At 29.2% G+C, this 15,540-nt stretch carries 16 protein-coding genes and 4 pseudogenes; 8 read left to right on the top strand and 12 right to left on the bottom strand.

Annotation, left to right across the window (positions count from 1 at the left end; all coding sequences use genetic code 11):
* Positions 1-8 precede the first annotated feature (8 nt).
* A complete protein-coding gene (locus AJ889_RS05370; protein WP_002853638.1) occupies positions 9-182 on the top strand; it encodes a hypothetical protein in 174 nt (57 codons plus the stop codon).
* Here the strand turns inward: AJ889_RS05370 and AJ889_RS05365 are convergent, their stop codons facing one another.
* From AJ889_RS05365 to AJ889_RS09205, 9 genes and pseudogenes are all read right to left on the bottom strand, one after another.
* Complete coding sequence (locus tag AJ889_RS05365; protein WP_070293286.1) at positions 183-761, bottom strand: hypothetical protein; 579 nt, start codon at positions 759-761, stop codon at positions 183-185.
* Between the two features lie 72 nt (positions 762-833).
* Positions 834-1,724, bottom strand: coding sequence for a tRNA 5-methoxyuridine(34)/uridine 5-oxyacetic acid(34) synthase CmoB (gene cmoB / locus AJ889_RS05360; protein WP_002859209.1), 891 nt, complete (start codon positions 1,722-1,724; stop codon positions 834-836).
* 82 nt (positions 1,725-1,806) lie between these two features.
* A pseudogene (locus tag AJ889_RS05355) lies at positions 1,807-3,461 on the bottom strand (ShlB/FhaC/HecB family hemolysin secretion/activation protein).
* A 317-nt stretch (positions 3,462-3,778) separates the two neighbouring features.
* Positions 3,779-3,867 (bottom strand): annotated as a pseudogene (locus tag AJ889_RS09925) (hypothetical protein); the annotation flags it as partial.
* Entirely contained in the window at positions 3,855-3,992 is a 138-nt protein-coding gene (locus AJ889_RS09435; protein ID WP_172178820.1) for a hypothetical protein, read from the bottom strand. The gene AJ889_RS09435 and the pseudogene AJ889_RS09925, both read right to left, overlap by 13 nt.
* Before the next feature lie 140 nt (positions 3,993-4,132).
* Entirely contained in the window at positions 4,133-4,456 is a 324-nt protein-coding gene (locus AJ889_RS05350) for a hypothetical protein (RefSeq protein ID WP_032584410.1), read from the bottom strand.
* 1 nt (position 4,457) lies between these two features.
* Complete coding sequence (locus AJ889_RS05345) at positions 4,458-5,012, bottom strand: hemagglutinin (protein ID WP_224362619.1); 555 nt, start codon at positions 5,010-5,012, stop codon at positions 4,458-4,460.
* A 138-nt stretch (positions 5,013-5,150) separates the two neighbouring features.
* Positions 5,151-5,327 carry a hemagglutinin gene (locus AJ889_RS09665; RefSeq protein ID WP_011049821.1) on the bottom strand — a complete coding sequence of 59 codons (177 nt, stop codon included), beginning with the start codon at positions 5,325-5,327 and terminating at the stop codon, positions 5,151-5,153.
* Between the two features lie 498 nt (positions 5,328-5,825).
* A pseudogene (locus tag AJ889_RS09205) lies at positions 5,826-8,102 on the bottom strand (hypothetical protein).
* A 142-nt stretch (positions 8,103-8,244) separates the two neighbouring features.
* On the opposite strand from AJ889_RS09205, the pseudogene AJ889_RS05320 reads away from it, so the two are divergent.
* Positions 8,245-8,620, top strand: a pseudogene (locus AJ889_RS05320) (YbgC/FadM family acyl-CoA thioesterase).
* On the opposite strand, the gene AJ889_RS05315 reads toward AJ889_RS05320, so the two are convergent.
* The 3 genes from AJ889_RS05315 to AJ889_RS05305 are packed head-to-tail and all read right to left on the bottom strand — an operon-like array spanning position 8,612 to position 10,883.
* Positions 8,612-9,802 carry a hypothetical protein gene (locus AJ889_RS05315; RefSeq protein ID WP_032584398.1) on the bottom strand — a complete coding sequence of 397 codons (1,191 nt, stop codon included), beginning with the start codon at positions 9,800-9,802 and terminating at the stop codon, positions 8,612-8,614. The pseudogene AJ889_RS05320 and the gene AJ889_RS05315 overlap by 9 nt on opposite strands.
* Positions 9,799-10,407: a uracil-DNA glycosylase family protein gene (locus tag AJ889_RS09430; RefSeq protein ID WP_002859215.1), complete on the bottom strand. Its 609-nt coding sequence runs from the start codon at positions 10,405-10,407 to the stop codon at positions 9,799-9,801. Before AJ889_RS09430 ends, AJ889_RS05315 begins: the two co-directional genes overlap by 4 nt.
* Positions 10,404-10,883: a GNAT family N-acetyltransferase gene (locus AJ889_RS05305; protein ID WP_002867426.1), complete on the bottom strand. Its 480-nt coding sequence runs from the start codon at positions 10,881-10,883 to the stop codon at positions 10,404-10,406. The genes AJ889_RS09430 and AJ889_RS05305 overlap by 4 nt, the downstream gene beginning before the upstream one ends.
* A gap of 130 nt (positions 10,884-11,013) precedes the next feature.
* On the opposite strand from AJ889_RS05305, the gene rpmH reads away from it, so the two are divergent.
* The 6 genes from rpmH to mnmE are packed head-to-tail and all read left to right on the top strand — an operon-like array spanning position 11,014 to position 15,534.
* Positions 11,014-11,148 (top strand): 50S ribosomal protein L34, encoded by a 135-nt coding sequence (gene rpmH, locus AJ889_RS05300; protein WP_002776864.1) that lies wholly within the window; start codon positions 11,014-11,016, stop codon positions 11,146-11,148.
* Positions 11,145-11,471, top strand: coding sequence for a ribonuclease P protein component (rnpA, locus tag AJ889_RS05295; RefSeq protein WP_002859217.1), 327 nt, complete (start codon positions 11,145-11,147; stop codon positions 11,469-11,471). The genes rpmH and rnpA overlap by 4 nt, the downstream gene beginning before the upstream one ends.
* Positions 11,468-11,809 (top strand): membrane protein insertion efficiency factor YidD, encoded by a 342-nt coding sequence (gene yidD / locus AJ889_RS05290; RefSeq protein WP_002869899.1) that lies wholly within the window; start codon positions 11,468-11,470, stop codon positions 11,807-11,809. The genes rnpA and yidD overlap by 4 nt, the downstream gene beginning before the upstream one ends.
* A complete protein-coding gene (gene yidC, locus AJ889_RS05285) occupies positions 11,806-13,398 on the top strand; it encodes a membrane protein insertase YidC (RefSeq protein WP_002867428.1) in 1,593 nt (530 codons plus the stop codon). The genes yidD and yidC overlap by 4 nt, the downstream gene beginning before the upstream one ends.
* The gene (locus AJ889_RS05280; RefSeq protein WP_002869900.1) at positions 13,395-14,213 is read left to right on the top strand and encodes a Jag N-terminal domain-containing protein; all 819 of its coding nucleotides are present in this window, start codon (positions 13,395-13,397) and stop codon (positions 14,211-14,213) included. Before yidC ends, AJ889_RS05280 begins: the two co-directional genes overlap by 4 nt.
* On the top strand, positions 14,206-15,534 hold the full coding sequence (mnmE, locus tag AJ889_RS05275; RefSeq protein ID WP_002860712.1) for a tRNA uridine-5-carboxymethylaminomethyl(34) synthesis GTPase MnmE: 1,329 nt from the start codon (positions 14,206-14,208) through the stop codon (positions 15,532-15,534). The genes AJ889_RS05280 and mnmE overlap by 8 nt, the downstream gene beginning before the upstream one ends.
* Positions 15,535-15,540: the final 6 nt, after the last annotated feature.

Genomic DNA, 15,540 nt, shown 5'->3' with positions numbered 1-15,540 from the left:
GGAAAAACATGAAAAAATATACTTTAATGGTGCTATTAGCTTTAGGAATTTCTGGATGTTTTGTAAATGAAAGAGGGATTTCAAATCGTTTTTATGATGATTGTAAAGAGTATTATGATGGAAGTGGAACTTATCATAAGGATTGCCCAAAAAATTGGGTAGATATTAAAATGACTCCTTGATTATTTTCCACCCACAGAGGCCATTAATGCAGCTGCTACAGCTTCTGGATTGTTGATTTTGGCACCTTGTTCTTGATTTTCTGTAGGTTTAACAGTGTTAAGTGGCGGACGCTTGAGTTTAAATATATGCTCATCGGTGCTAACAACTTGTATCGTTCCTTCAAACATTTTAACTTCTTTAACATGTCCAACCACTTTTACATCTCTTTTTTTGGAGGTTTCGTCAAAAAGTGCATGAGCTTCAAGTTCTAAAACATCGCCTAATTTAAGCGGAGCATAAAAAAAACACTTTGATCCAATAATCACTGAAAATTCTTTATTGATAGAGGCTTGTGCTACATAGTTTGCCGCAGCGAAAATAAAGGCATCAAAAATCAATCTTTGATCATCTGCTACCATTTCGCTTGTGGTTATTAAAATTGATTTGGCATAGTTTTTATCAATTTCTATAATGGTTCCAGCAAGCGAGGTGTTTAATTCAGGACAAGTGAGTAATTCTGCTCTAACGCGAGATATATCTTCTGCAGATGCGTATTCTTCAAGTTGTGCATATTCTTCAAAATTATCTTTTTTTGCCATATCTAACCTTTAAATTCTACTTATCTACTTCAAAATATCTAATTTTCAATATCGGTAAAAAATAAAAAGAATTTATATTTTAATGCGTATATAAACTCTTTTGGGTGCTTCATAGCCTTCAATGGTAAGATTTTTATCCTTTGGATCTAAGAAATTTTCCAGCGAAAAAGAGTCTATCCATTCTGTTTTTCTTTGTTCGTTTTCATCGGTTTTTTTTGTAGCCAAAACTTCAAATTCTTTAAATCCTGCTCTTTCACACCAGTTTTTTAATGCACTAATGCTTGGTACAAAATAAATATTTGGAATTTTAGAATAAGTTTTATTAGGCACAAGAGCGATTTCTCTCTCATCTTCTATATACATGGTATCTAAAAAAACAACTCCATTTTTATTAAGTCCTGCTTTTAAATCTTTTAGCATTTTTATAGGATCACTTCTATGATAAATCACCCCAAGACAGAAAATCACATCAAATTTCAAGCCATAGCTTGGAAGATCTTCTACGCCTAAAAGTTCGTATTTTATAGGAGTTTTAGCTAAAGCGTTAATGAGTTCAAATTGCAAACGGTATTTGATAGAAGGATCAAAACCTATGAGTTTTGCAGGATTAAATTCAAGCATTTTAAACATATAATAACCATTATTACAGCCTATATCAGCAACGCATTTTTGAGAAATTTCGTTCATGAAAGGCTTTAGAATGTTGAATTTAATAAAACTTTGCCATTCTGTATCGATGAAAAGATCGTCTATTTTAAAAGGACCTTTTCTCCATGGTTTAAGTTCTTTTGCTATAGCTAAGATTTCATCTTTGGCTTGAGAATTTGTAGATAAATTTACACTATCATCTAAAGAAAAATTGCAAGCAAGATTGAGAGCTTTAAGTTCTTGAATTTTAGCGTATAAAGGGTGATTTAGAAATTGTTTTTCAAGTAAATTTTCTTGCATTTTTATCCTTGACATTTGCTTTTAATGCTAAATTATAACATTAAAAGCTTTTATGGCAATATAAATTATATGCATTAAATATTTGATCAAAAATAACTCAAAAATACTTTCTAAAGATTACATAAGCTTTAGAACTATAATCATCATCTAGCTTATACTTCTTTAAAGCTCTAGCTAAATCAAACTTGACATAAAAATTCCCTGTTTTATTATAAAGCAGTTGTAAATCATAAGCATCTATATAGTTTGTATAAGAATCATTCTCATACCAAGAATAACTTATATCATAAAAAGGAGTAATATAAAAATCTTTTAAAGGAGTAGCCATTCTAAGTCCAAAGCTGGCTACTACAGCATTATCTCCTTCTCCATCTCCATTATTATAAGCCCTTACTCCATAAGGACCTCCTAAAGATATGGTTTCACTACTATCTAATGTAGATCCATTGATAACTTGTTGATAATTTAAACTAAAAAGATGAGTAAAGGTATCATTAAGGAAATAAGCATTGTTAAGATTGACATTGAGTTTAGCAAATTTTCCAAATTCTACTCCACCTACTTTGCTTGTTCCTATACCTACTATAGTCATACCTTCATCTTTAACATTACCATAGCTTACATTAGCACTATAAGAAAAACTATCATTACTAATGCCATTATAAACTCCTTCTATACCAAAGCTTATTGTATCAGAGCTTTTATCTATAGTCATGATATTTAATCTTGAATTACTAAGCTTTTTATGATAATAACTTGAAGTTAAATAAAAAGAATTATAAGTCGTAATCCCCAAAGGATATTTTAAATTTATACCTAGATTTTCAGAAATTCCTATAAAGTCAAATTCTCTCCAAATTCCCCATAAAGCATAGTTTCCTTTAGAATAGCTTCGAGTGATTTTTAAATTCCCCAAGAAAGTAGTATAATTTATACCATAGTTAGTTTGTGCTTCATCGCTTCTTTGCAAGTAAGCATTAGACTATCTCCTTGATGAGCTATGTTATTAAAACTCATGCTAGTACCACCCCTATATCTGCCTGATTCTTTTATACCGTAATTATCCCCATAAAACAATACAGAAACAAAGCTATCACTAGGGGTAGTTTCTATCACTATATCTGTGTCACCTAGATTATCTCCTGCTTTTAAAGAAGCAAGGGTTTGTATGCCATACATTTCATTGACTTTATAAACCGCATCTTCTACTAATTTAGTAGTGATGATTTCACCTTTATGATTAGGTAATTTGCTTTCTATAGCATAATCTCTTACACTAGAATTGTTTTGAACCACATATTTACCTAAAACACCTAAGGTGATATTGATTTGAATTTGATCTTTTAGTTCTTGTTGTGGGATATAAGCTGTAGCAGCAGGATAACCACTAACTTGAACATAATAAGAAATAATATTGGCTATATCTTGTAAGTCTTGAACTGAAATACTTTCTTTTTTGTAATCGTTTAAGGCTTCTTGTAAAACTTGCTCATCTAAACCTAGATCTTTAAAGTTTATGTTTTTATTGGTAATATGAAAGTTAAAGCTAACTTTATGAATTGATTCTTCTTTAGAAGTATTTTTTAAAGAAGGAGTGTTTGAATTTGGGGTTTTAGTTTTTAAAGTATTATCATTAGACAAGTTAGGTTGATTTTTTTGAGTGTTGTTATTATCTTTTTGAGTGTTTTTCTTTGTGTTAGTGGTTTTTGAATTATTATTATCACTAGTATTAGAATGATCTATGATAATCACTCCATCTTTTACTTTTAAAGTGTTATTGTAGTTTTTTAAGTTAGCATCTTCTTTATAAGGAGATTGTTCTAACATTTGTATGGTTTTTTATTATCTTTAGTATCACTAGCATAAAGGCTTAAGATAGCTAAACTAGATAGTAAGATAATGCGTTTCATTTGTGTTTTTCCTTTTCAATGATTTCATAAGAGCTTGTTTTATAGATTTAGTTTTTAATCTTTTTTATTTTTTGCTTTTTCTGTTTTTATTTTTTCTTTCTTTTTATCTTTTTATTTTTCTTTATTTTTTATATTTGTTTGATTGATTATCAATCTTTTTTGATTTTTAATCTTTAAATTTTGTTTTATTAATTTTTAACAAGATCCAAAAGGCTTTTAACCTTTTGGAATTTAATTATCTTGAGCAAGGATTTCCTGCTTTAAAATTATCTGATACTATACAAGCATTACCACTTAATTGAGTGCTGGCTTCATCTATACTTGCTTGTTTATCATCTTCATTGATATTTGGATCTTCATCTGTAGTTTGCATAAACAAAGCTGTAGCAATGTCAGGTTCTTGTTGTCCTATGGTATCATTTGGGTTATTATTAGAACTGTTGTTGTTACCATTGTTAATATCACCTGAATCGGTTCCATCGTTTCCGTTGTTGGAGTTGTTAGATCCTAAATTTATAATGGATACTGGCTTATAGTTTGCACTATATTTTCATTGACTGTAAGATGACTAGTTCCATTTATGCTCGCACTTGCTAAAGTTTTATTAGAATTTTCTAAACTAGAATTAGTACTCGCTGTAGCGATTTGAAGAGCTATTGTAGCTTGTTGTAAATCACTAGAAACTTTATCTACAGCTTGTTTTAAACCTGCAATAACTTTATCGCCATTATTACCTGTTATACCACTTAGAGCTGTATTGTAAGCTTTAACTGCTTCATTATAAGCATTTACAGCAGTATCGTAAGTTTTTTGAGCGTTTTCTTGCCCTTCGGTCATTTTAGGAATTTTGAGAAAGAATTTCCTTTGTTTTAATAATGACTTGATTAGCTTTTCCTAGATCACCATAAGAATTTCCCAATACTTCCTTTAAAGCGTTTGCAAATGTTGCATTATTGCTATCTTGAGTTTGTCCATATAAAGCAGTAATAAAATCCATACTTTGATTAATGCTTGTTAATTCATCAGCTGTTAATATTTTTCCATCTTTATAAAATTTACTTAAGTCGCTAATATCAACACTAGAATTAAATTTCAAGTCATTAAATATAGAATTTAGAACTTCATTTGAGATGTTATCTTTAGCAATAAGATCGCTAGTTTCTTTATAGTTTTCACGATTTTTTATCGCTCCTGTTCCAACTAAAGATTTTGTAGCACCTGTCATAGATGGCCCATTTGCTGCTAAAGATGTAAAAAAATCATTAGGGCTGTAAATATACAAATAAGCCGGTTTTTCTATTGTGCTTGTAAAAAAATATCTACCATGATTATTATTAGAATCATATTCCGTCACATATTTTCCCACCATAGCAATCCCTTCTCGTACTGTCATAGTTTCTAAATTTATAACATTTCCTGCATTGGATTTAATTACAGGTGATATTGTTTTAGGATCTCCTTCAAATGCTGAAAGTTTTCCATCTTTTGCCTTATCCTATATTGATGAAGCAGACAGAACAATTTTTTTGCATTAATACTTCCACCATTGAGTGTTCCATCTATAATGAGAGCTTTTAGAACCATAGGCAATATTTAAATAATTTTGGTTAGTTTTTCCTTGTCCAAAATTTACAGTTTCACCACTTGCTATATTAAAACCACCACCCCATTGGATAACAGAGTTTGTTTTGCTTCCTGAGATATTCATAGTGCCACCACTAACACTTATACTTCCACTTGTTCCATAAGTGAACTTACCCCCACTTGGTAAAGCATAGCTTTGTGTAAAAAGAAAGAACCTATAACTAAAGACAAAGAAAGTTTATTTAACTTTTTCATGACTTGCTCCTTTTTGTAAGATTAAGATTTAAGAATCTTTTGTTTATATTTATAAAAATACAAATAAATCATTCCTATCTTTAAGATAGGAATGATTTATTTTATCCTTGCGTAAATGCTTTTGCCATCTTGAGATATTCTTGCTTCATAAGAAAGCTTTTGTAAATTCATCTTTTTTAATCTATCTATAGAACTTAGTTTAAAATCTTCTTTGTTTTTTGCATTTTTTCAATAAAGCTTTGAAGTTCTTCTTGATTTAAAGTATTAGAGTTTTCATCTATAAAACCTTGCTCACTTTGTAAGATTAAGATTTCTTTATTTTTAAGGTAGGGTATTACTCTTTGAGGGTATAAAGAGCTAATACTCCCTAGCTAGAAATATTAATAGGAGCATCGTATGACTTCAAAAAGGGGAGTTGTGTTGATTTTATTGGATATAAGAAGATAATAATGCTCAAAGTTATTAATAATTCTAGCTTCAACTTTAGTATTTAAAATCAGTCTATTGTTTTTACTTAAACTGATATCTGAAGGAGTTATAGCATTAGAAGCACTATAATTATCTTCATAATGTACTAAGGCTCCTGCTAATATATCATGAAAGTGTTTTTAAATATATTTAAATTCCCGCCTATATAAGGTATTATTATAAGATTTAGCTTCACTTAAACCTGTAATGGCCGAAGGAGCTATAAAAACAGAATTGTTATTTTTATACTCATCAAGATTGAGATTGTTTATGATTAAGGTATTATCATGGCCATTGTTTGAAAGTCTAGCTATAATACTTAAAATCCCTTCTCTTTTATCTGAAGCTACACCAAATAAAGTATCATTGATAATGATTTTATTATAAGCAGCTTCATTATAAGCCATAATCAAATAAGCATTATCAGCTGCATTAGAAGAATAGTTTTTTTATTTCTATGATATTATGATTGGCTTTATCTAAAGCTCTTATGATGATTTTAGAACCTTTATCTATATTACTTGCATCAGTAATGCTTTGAACATTGTTATAATTTATAGTATTATAAGAAGCTTCTTTGGCTTCTGTTAATACAGTTAGATTTCTAAAAGAAGCAAAATCTTTAATCGATACTTTATTGTTATTAGCACTACTAGGATAAAAGTCTTGATTATTAAGAAGGTTTTTCTTAGCTGTATAAATGTATACAGGTAAGGTTGACATAGAATTATTAATATAAACTTTATTATAATCAGCACTGCCTTCTAAGGCTCTAGCAGCTATAATATTTAAAGCATCTTTATAGCTTTGAGAAAGATCGGTTGTGGTAAGATCGTTTTTAATGTTAATGGTATTATGATTAACTCCTTTAGTTGCAAAGTCACCATAAAAAGAATGTTGGTTATAACCTAAGAAGTTATTAGCGATTTCTAAAGGATGTTTTAATTCTATGTTTAAGGTATTATAATTTACTTCTCCATTATTATAAGCTCCTGCGTAGAAGTTAAACAAAGCTTGAGCAAAAATGTTCTCATTGTTTTTATTTTTTTAGGTTTTTAATATCTTTTAATATTGATAGTATTATCTAAGGCTTGTCCTTGTTCGGTTTTTCCACCCAAAAAATCAGCAAATAAAACAGAATTATAAGCTAAGGGTTGTTTATCATGGTTCATATACATATCAAGATTAAAACTATCTATGTCTAAAAGGTTTTTACTGGCTTGAAAGTTTTTATCTGATTCGCTATCTATATAACCTGCGCTAATATGAGCAGCAGCTAAACTAGCATAAGCTTTGCTTGGATTATGGATAATTATATTAGCATCTTTGATAAAGATTTTATTGTTTTTTACATTACCTTAATAAGCTAAACCACCTACAAGGTGAGTGATTCTTTCATCAAAGGTATTATTACCATTTTTATCTTTTTTAGGCAAGGAAGTAAAAAACTCTACACTGCTACCTGCTTTTATATTTAAACTATTATTTGTAGAATCTCCATAAGTGGCTATAGCTCCGATTAAATAAGGAGAACCATTTAAGGCTAAATCATAAGTGTTCTCAACTCCCATACTAATATGGGCATCTTTTTGAAGTATGGTTTGGTTATAGCTTGCATTACTATAATGAGTAAAGGTAGAACTCATTAAGAAATTCATGCGTTGATTGCTTTTGGAATTACTAGGGTTTTTATATGAGTATCTTTAGGTTTAAGATAAAAAACCGAACTAAGTTCTCCTTGTTCTAATATAAGTTTGTTATAACTTGCATCAGCATGATCGGTTTTTGCTGTGATTAAAAAAGGAAGCACTCTAACTGTTTTTTTTATACTACGATCGGCTGTATTAACACCATGCCTTGCTTTAAAAGAAAGAACTTCATCTTCTCTCATATCAGGAGTAAGTAAATAATGTTAAAATTTAAATCGTTTATATTTGTAATATTTGGTTTATGATTGTTAAATATTGTTAATATATTGTTTAGAACTCTTAGCATAATAATTTATACCTTGGAGTTTTTTATAAGTAGAATTGGTTTTATCATAAAGTTCGTTATCATTAAAATAATGCTTTGGAATATTGAAATTTCGATTGTCTGTAGTATTTGCTTGAGTGGCTGCAAAAGCGTTGATGCTTAAGAAGGTAACAATGGAAAGTTTAAAACAAAATTTCTCTATACCCCCTCCCAGTGAAGTTAAAAAGCTTTATTAAATTAAGATTGGACGGAATTTTTTAATATAAACTAAAAAGCGATATCAAAGAATTTCCGTTGTATAATCTAATGTTTTTTAAATGTGAAATATTTTTTAAGGTAAAGCGATGAAAATGCGTGTGTATTATGAAGATACTGATGCGGGTGGAGTGGTGTATCATAGTAATTATTTAAAATTTTGCGAGAGAGCAAGAAGTGAAATTTTTTTTCAATAAAAAAGTAGATATTTTTGATGCGTCTAAGGGACATTTTTTACTTACAAAAGCAAATTGCAATTTCTTAAAACCTGCAAAACTTGGAGATATGATAGAGATTAAAACAAAAATTTTAGAAGTCAAAAATGCTTCTGTGGAAATTTTACAAGAAATTTATAAAGATGAAATTTTGTTTTTTAAAATGGAATCAACTTTAGCTTTTATTAAAAACGAAAAACCAGCTAGAATGGATATGCAGTTAAAAAAGCTCTTTGAAGAATTATTTTAATTCTTCAAAGCTTGCTTGCTTACCTTGCATAAGACGCACTTTGTAATCAACTTGAGAATTTTTGATTTTCTCATCAAATAAACTTTCGCTTTTTTTATTTAGGAATTCGGTATAAAAGTAATCAATTCCTATGCTAGTAGCATAAGCAATCCAGTTATAATCTATACTTTGATTAAAAATTTCATTAAGATAGACTAAGTTATCATCGTGGTTATTGATAGAATTAGCAATGATAAAATTTTCTCTATCTCCTTGTTGTGTTAAACTTAAAAATGTTGGATTATAGTTGATTTGAGTGGATAAAAGCACATAAGGATGAATGTTATAAATTCTTAGTTGAGAACTTGCTAGAGCTGTTTTGATCAATGGAGTGTTAAAAAATATTGAGGCATTATTAACTCCACCTTGTGATCTTAAAAGCCTGCTAAAATCAAGCTTCTCGCCTTCTATGGTATATATTCTAGCATTATTATTTTGAGCAAGAATTCTTGAATTTAGATTGCTTGATAAGGCAGAGCCATCGCTAAATATTGCGATATTAGCATTTGATTTGCTTAAAAGTGTGGCAATTTGAGCATCATAGTCAATACTTCCAAAAATAATATTTTGATTTGAAATTTGTATGTTGTTTTTATGGATAGTCGGTATGAAAATTTTCATATTTCCTGAGTAATTTTTCAACTCATTAGCACCTTTTAAGGTAAATCCAGCTATGGCATACTGATATCCTTGAGCTTGTGCTGCATCAAGCGCGGCTCGAATTTTATCACTATCTTCTGTGCCGGTTAAAAAAACTTTTACTTTGATTTCAGCTCTTTGTCTTAAAAGATAGGCTATGCTTGAATTTATTATAGTATTTGAGTAGCTTTTTATGGTTTTTTCTGGGATAATTATCGCAAGTTTAACAGAAGTAATTTTTTGAACATTTTTTTCAAAATCAGTAATGGAATTTAATAATTTTGCATAAACATTAGATAAAAATTGATCGTTTTGGTCTGCAAATTCACTTAAAAAACTGAGATACAATCTTGACTCTAAAAGATCAAAAAGACAATTTGTGTTGCATTCTTGAACGCTTAATTTAGGATAAAAATTTTCAACAGGTTTTACATCGACTAATTTTTGCTCTTTTGCATTAAGCAAAAAGCAAGATAAGAAAAATATTAAAAATATTTTTTTCATAAAAATCCTTTAATTTTTTTTAAATCTTGTATGAAATTTTTTTCATAACTTGGATTTTTTTCTATAAAATCTAAATCATAACTTGGCATTATGAAAAAATTTTTATAAGCAAAAACTTCACCTTTTAAAATGTGATAATCTTTAAATCCCAAGTTTTTAAATGTGTATTCTCCTAGACAAAGCAAAAAAGCAGGTTGAATCAGTTTTAGTTCGTTCCAGAAAAATGGTAAGCAAGATTGTAGCGAAAAATCATCAAATTTTCCATTACAAAAACATTTAAATAAATAAGAAAAATAAAAATCTTCATCGCAAAGCCCTAAAATTTGATAAATATAGTGTTTTAATTTTTCACCTTTTTTTGAATTAAGTAAAATTCCGCTTTCATTTTCACTCTTTTGCCCAAAAACATCAAGAATTAGCAATTTGACATTTTTTATCTTAGGTTCCATAAGACTAAATTTTCTTGTTTTGGAAAATTGGCATAAGGTGCAAGATGAAACAAGTTGTTTTAATTCTTGAAAATTTTGTACTTGTTCAAAGTGGTTTGTATGTGTATCAACAAAGTTAAATCCCATAGCTTTTAAATAATAAAGACTTCTTATCATAAATCACACAATTTTTCTAAATTTTCTCCACTTAGACGATAATTTCTCCATTGTTTAAGATGTTTAGCGTTTAAACTTTCATAAAAATTAATACCTAAAATATTATCATTTAAGCAAACCCAGTCGAGTCTTTTTAAATTTTCTTTTTTGCAAATTTCTCCTAAAAATTTAAACACAGCTTTTCCATAACCTTTTTTACGAAAATTTTCTCGTATATAAATATCTTCAAGATAAATTCCACCGCTGCCCCAAAAAGACGAAAAAGTATAAAAATAAATCATATAGCCTATAGTTTTTTCATTTTCTTTTAACAAAAAAGCACGAGCAAATTTATTTTTTAGTAAAGAATGTTCCAGTTTTTCTTTCGTGCATTGAAGAAAATCTAACATATCTTCGTATTTTGCAAATTCTATGATCATTTCTTGTAAAATATCTAAATCTTCTTGTCTTAAATCAATAATTTTAAATTCTGACATTTTTAACCTTTTAAAAATAATTTCAAAATTTATCAAAAGAATTTAAAAATTACTCTTAATCAAAAGCAATTTATAAGTAAGATTAAGATAAAATACAAGTTTATTTTATAATTTTTTAAGGAAAAATCAAATGAAAAGAACTTATCAGCCACATGGCACTCCAAGAAAACGTACTCATGGTTTTCGTGTTCGTATGAAAACTAAAAATGGTCGCAAGGTGATCAATGCAAGACGCGCTAAAGGTAGAAAAAGACTTGCTGTGTGAAAAATTTTGATAAATTTAGCACAAACGAGGAATTTTCATCTGTATACAAAATAGGTAAAAAATGGCATTGCGAAGGTGTGATTATTTTTTATCTGAATAGTTATGAAAAAAAAATAGCAGTTGTTGCTAGTAAAAAAGTTGGAAAAGCAGTGGTTAGAAATCGTTCAAAACGAATTTTAAGGGCTTTGTTTGCTAAGTTTGAAAGATATCTTCGAGATGGCAAATATATTTTTGTAGCTAAAAATGAAATCACTGAACTTTCTTTTTCTAGGTTAGAAAAAAATCTAAAATGGGGATTGAAAAAACTAGAATGTTTCAAATGATATGCCTAAAAATACTCCGTTTTTATCAGAAATTCTTAAGCCCTTTAAAACCCGCTGCTTGTAGGTATTATCCTAGTTGTTCTGAGTATGCGCTTTGGCAGTTTCAAAAAAAGAATTTTTTTCTAGCTTTTTTTTCTACTTTTTTTAGAGTTTTAAGATGCAACCCTTTTTTTAAAGGGGGTTTTGATTATCCTAGAGTTTCTAAAAATTTTTATCCTATAAATTTATGTTTTAAGCCTATATTTTTAGCAAAAAAACAACTTTGTTTTTTATATATACCTTATAAAAATAAAAGTTTTTATCTTATAAAAATCATCTTTAAAAGGACAAATCAGTGAATAATTCAAATAATATTTTTCAGCAAAAGCGTATACTTTTAGCTGTTGTGATTTCTTTTTTATTTTTTGTTGTTTACGATTATTTTTTCATTCCAAAACAACCTTTAAAAATAGAACAAAACATTACACAACAAAATCAACAAAACACAAGCATAAATAACACTCCTAATATACAAAATACCACCACAAATACTCCAAGTGCAGCTTTAGTTTCACAAGATAGTGTGATATCTAAGGTTCAAAGCAAGCATTTTGAAGCACAAATTGACTCTTTTGGTAGAATTTCTGCTTTTTATTTAAAAGATAAAAAATACCAAAATGAGAAAGGAGAATTTATAAATCTTGTTAGCAAGGAAAATAGTCCTTATCCTTTAGAAATGCGTTTTAGTGATCCAAGTATTAACTCAGAGGCTTTTAAAATTCCTTATGTTGCTAACGCTAGCAATCTTTTTGTTGATGAAAATGGAAGTCAAGTTTTAAAACTCACTCAAAATCTTTCTGGATTGAAAATCGAAAAAGATATTACTTTTTATCCAAAAGGAAATTATGAGATAGAAGTTAAACTCAGCAAGAATGCAAATTATTTTATAAGTCCAGGATATCGTCCAAATATTGCCGTAGATAGTTATACAGTTCATGGTGCTTTGGTAATGGATAATAAAGAAACCATCGAAACTTATAAAGATGGAGATGTAGAAAAGGATGAAAGTGCTAATAATGTCGTAATGACTTCGGCTTTTGATAGATACTATGCAACTTTCTTTTATAATTTTGATAAACCTTTAAATGTGGCAATCAGCAAGGATGCTAATCAAAACCCTATAGTTTTTGCTTATAGTGATAATGAATTTAAAGCAGGGGGCTATATAGGCTCTAAAGAACATGTGATTTTAAGAAGTATAGATCCACGCCTTGAAGCAGTTGTTGAATATGGTTGGTTTACTTTTATTGCTAAGCCTATGTTTGAGTTTTTGAATTTCTTGCATCAGTATATAGGAAATTGGGGTTGGGCTATCGTTGTGATGACTTTAATTGTGCGTATTATTTTATTCCCGCTAACTTATAAGTCTATGATTTCTATGAATAAACTTAAAGATCTTGCTCCTAAAATGAAAGATATTAGAGAGCGTTATAAAGGCGATCCACAAAAAATGAATATGCACATGATGGAGCTTTATAAAAAACATGGTGCAAATCCTATGAGTGGTTGTTTGCCTATACTTTTACAAATTCCTATTTTCTTTGCTATTTATCGCGTTTTGCTTAATGCTATTGAGCTAAAAGCAGCTCCTTGGGCGTTTTGGATACATGATTTATCGGTAATGGATCCTTATTTCATTTTGCCTATTTTAATGGGTGCAACGATGTTTTTACAACAACTTATTACACCTATGACTATACAAGATCCTATGCAAGCTAAGATTATGAAATTTTTACCAGTGATTTTTACTTTTTTCTTTATCACTTTCCCAGCAGGACTTACGCTTTATTGGTTTGTAAATAACCTTTGTTCTTTGGTTCAACAATGGGTTATCAATAAAATATTTGCTAAAGAACATCACAAAAAACAAGCGGAGCATGAAAAATGAAAATCGAAGCCATTGATCTTCAAAGTGCCTTAACAGAAGCTTCAAGAAGTTTAGAATGTTCCGTGATGGACTTAGAATATGAGATTATTCAGCATCCAAGAAAAGGTTTTTTTGGATTTGGAAGAAAAAAGGCAATTATAGAGGCTAAAGCAAAAAAAAGGATTTTGAAAAAAAATCCTAAAAAAGAATTTACAAGTTCAAAAAATCACAAACCAGAAACACATGAGCCAAAACAAGAAAACAAGATTGAAACAAAAAATGAAAAAAATAAAAGCCAAAAAGAAAAATATACAGTAAAAAGTGATGAAATTTTTGATAGTTTTCATCGAGAAAGCAAAGGAGTGCGTAATACTCAGGATATTTTAGATGAGATTCGCATTCAGCTTGTAAAACTTTTAGAAAGCTCCCAGTTTAAAATAGAGCTTAGTGAACTTAGAATGTATGATGAAGATTGCGTTTTGATTCGATTGGATGGGGAAGATGCTGCTTTGATGATAGGTAAAGAAGCACATCGTTACAAGGCTATTTCTTATCTTTTACATAATTGGATCAATTTAAAATATAATCTTTTAGTGCGCCTTGAGATCGCTCAATTTTTAGAAAATCAAATTCAAGGTATGCAGCTTTATTTACAAAACGTGATTGAAAAAATTAAAATTCATGGACGCGGACAAACCAAACCTTTGGATGGGGTTTTGATAAAAATCGCTTTAGAGCAGTTAAGAGCTAAATTTCCAGATAAGTATGTAGGAATTAAGCAAAATAATGATCAAAGATTTGTTGTAATAAACGACTTTTTCAAAAAAGATGAGTGATACTATAGCGGCTATTGCCACAGCTCATGGTGTGGGTTCGATTTCTATTGTAAGATTAAGCGGTGAAAGGGCTTTAGAATTTGCCTTAAAGCTTAGCCACAAAACCAAACTTACCCCACGCCATGCTACTTTTACAAAACTTTTTAATCAAAATAATGAAATTATCGATGAAGCTATAATGATATATTTTAAAGCCCCTTATAGTTTTACAGGGGAAGATATAGTAGAGTTTCAAACTCATGGAGGATTTAGTGTGAGTGAAGTTTTACTCGAAGAACTTGTGAGTTTAGGAGCAAGACTTGCTTTAGCAGGGGAATTTAGCAAAAGAGCGTGTTTAAATGGCAAAATGACTCCTTTAAAAGCTTTAAATATACAAGATCTCATACTTTCAAAATCTGCACTTGCAGCTAAAATTATAGCACGCAACATGCAAGGAAACTTAGGAGAACTTTTAGAAAAAATTCGCACAGATTTGGTTAAAACTTTAGCTTTTGTAGAAACTAGTATTGATTATGCTGATGATGATTTACCTTCTGATTTATTAGAACAAATTTCTACTATGTGTGAAGAAAATTCTAAAATTTTAAAAGAAATTTATACGCTTTCTCAAAGCAAAAAAGGACTCATAGAAGGTTTTAAAATCGCTATTGTAGGTAAGCCAAATGTAGGCAAATCTTCGCTTTTAAATGCCTTGCTTTCTTATGAAAGAGCTATTGTTTCAGATATAGCAGGCACCACTCGTGATACTATAGAAGAGAGCTTTAAATTAGGAACGCATTTATTACGCATTATAGATACAGCGGGTATTAGGGAAAGTAAAGATGTTATAGAACAAATCGGCGTAGCTTTAAGTAAAAAAAGTTTAGAAGATGCAGATATTATTTTGGCAGTCTTTGATGCTTCAAGAGTGCAAGATAAAGAAGATGAGAAAATTTTTGACTTATTAGCAAATACTGATAAAAAAATCTTTTGGATTTTAAATAAAAGTGATTTAGAAAATGTTTTCAAAAATACTCAAAATAAAAATTTTATCAAGCTTAGTGCTCAAAAAGACATCACTTTATTAAAAGAAGAATTGCAAAATTATTTTAATTCTTTTGATAGCGAAGGTATTATGGTAAGTTCTTTAGATCTTATTAATGCTTGTAAAATTTCAAGTGAAGCGATTTTTAGAGCTAAAGGGCTTTTAGAGGAAAGTTCTTTAGAACTTTTTGCTTTTGAGCTTAATTTAGCGATTAATGAACTTGCAAGATTTACCAAAGATTTTCAAAGAGATGAAATTTTAGACGAAATGTTTGGTAATTTTTGTTTAGGAAAATGAAAGGAT

The organism is Campylobacter sp. BCW_6468, from assembly GCF_001762865.1.
In the GTDB taxonomy this organism is placed as follows: Bacteria; Campylobacterota; Campylobacteria; order Campylobacterales; family Campylobacteraceae; genus Campylobacter_D; species Campylobacter_D jejuni.
This window is presented reverse-complemented; position numbering and strand designations above follow the sequence as displayed.

Excerpts from the sequence above, each read along its gene's own strand:
- AJ889_RS05370 (WP_002853638.1), top strand. The coding sequence starts at position 9 with ATGAAAAAATATACTTTAATGGTGCTATTAGCTTTAGGAATTTCTGGA.
- AJ889_RS05365 (WP_070293286.1), bottom strand. The coding sequence starts at position 761 with ATGGCAAAAAAAGATAATTTTGAAGAATATGCACAACTTGAAGAATAC.
- cmoB (WP_002859209.1), bottom strand. The coding sequence starts at position 1,724 with ATGTCAAGGATAAAAATGCAAGAAAATTTACTTGAAAAACAATTTCTA.
- AJ889_RS09435 (WP_172178820.1), bottom strand. The coding sequence starts at position 3,992 with ATGCAAACTACAGATGAAGATCCAAATATCAATGAAGATGATAAACAA.
- AJ889_RS05350 (WP_032584410.1), bottom strand. The coding sequence starts at position 4,456 with ATGACCGAAGGGCAAGAAAACGCTCAAAAAACTTACGATACTGCTGTA.
- AJ889_RS05345 (WP_224362619.1), bottom strand. The coding sequence starts at position 5,012 with ATGACAGTACGAGAAGGGATTGCTATGGTGGGAAAATATGTGACGGAA.
- AJ889_RS09665 (WP_011049821.1), bottom strand. The coding sequence starts at position 5,327 with ATGAATATCTCAGGAAGCAAAACAAACTCTGTTATCCAATGGGGTGGT.
- AJ889_RS05315 (WP_032584398.1), bottom strand. The coding sequence starts at position 9,802 with ATGAAAAAAATATTTTTAATATTTTTCTTATCTTGCTTTTTGCTTAAT.
- AJ889_RS09430 (WP_002859215.1), bottom strand. The coding sequence starts at position 10,407 with ATGATAAGAAGTCTTTATTATTTAAAAGCTATGGGATTTAACTTTGTT.
- AJ889_RS05305 (WP_002867426.1), bottom strand. The coding sequence starts at position 10,883 with ATGTCAGAATTTAAAATTATTGATTTAAGACAAGAAGATTTAGATATT.
- rpmH (WP_002776864.1), top strand. The coding sequence starts at position 11,014 with ATGAAAAGAACTTATCAGCCACATGGCACTCCAAGAAAACGTACTCAT.
- yidD (WP_002869899.1), top strand. The coding sequence starts at position 11,468 with ATGATATGCCTAAAAATACTCCGTTTTTATCAGAAATTCTTAAGCCCT.
- AJ889_RS05280 (WP_002869900.1), top strand. The coding sequence starts at position 13,395 with ATGAAAATCGAAGCCATTGATCTTCAAAGTGCCTTAACAGAAGCTTCA.
- mnmE (WP_002860712.1), top strand. The coding sequence starts at position 14,206 with ATGAGTGATACTATAGCGGCTATTGCCACAGCTCATGGTGTGGGTTCG.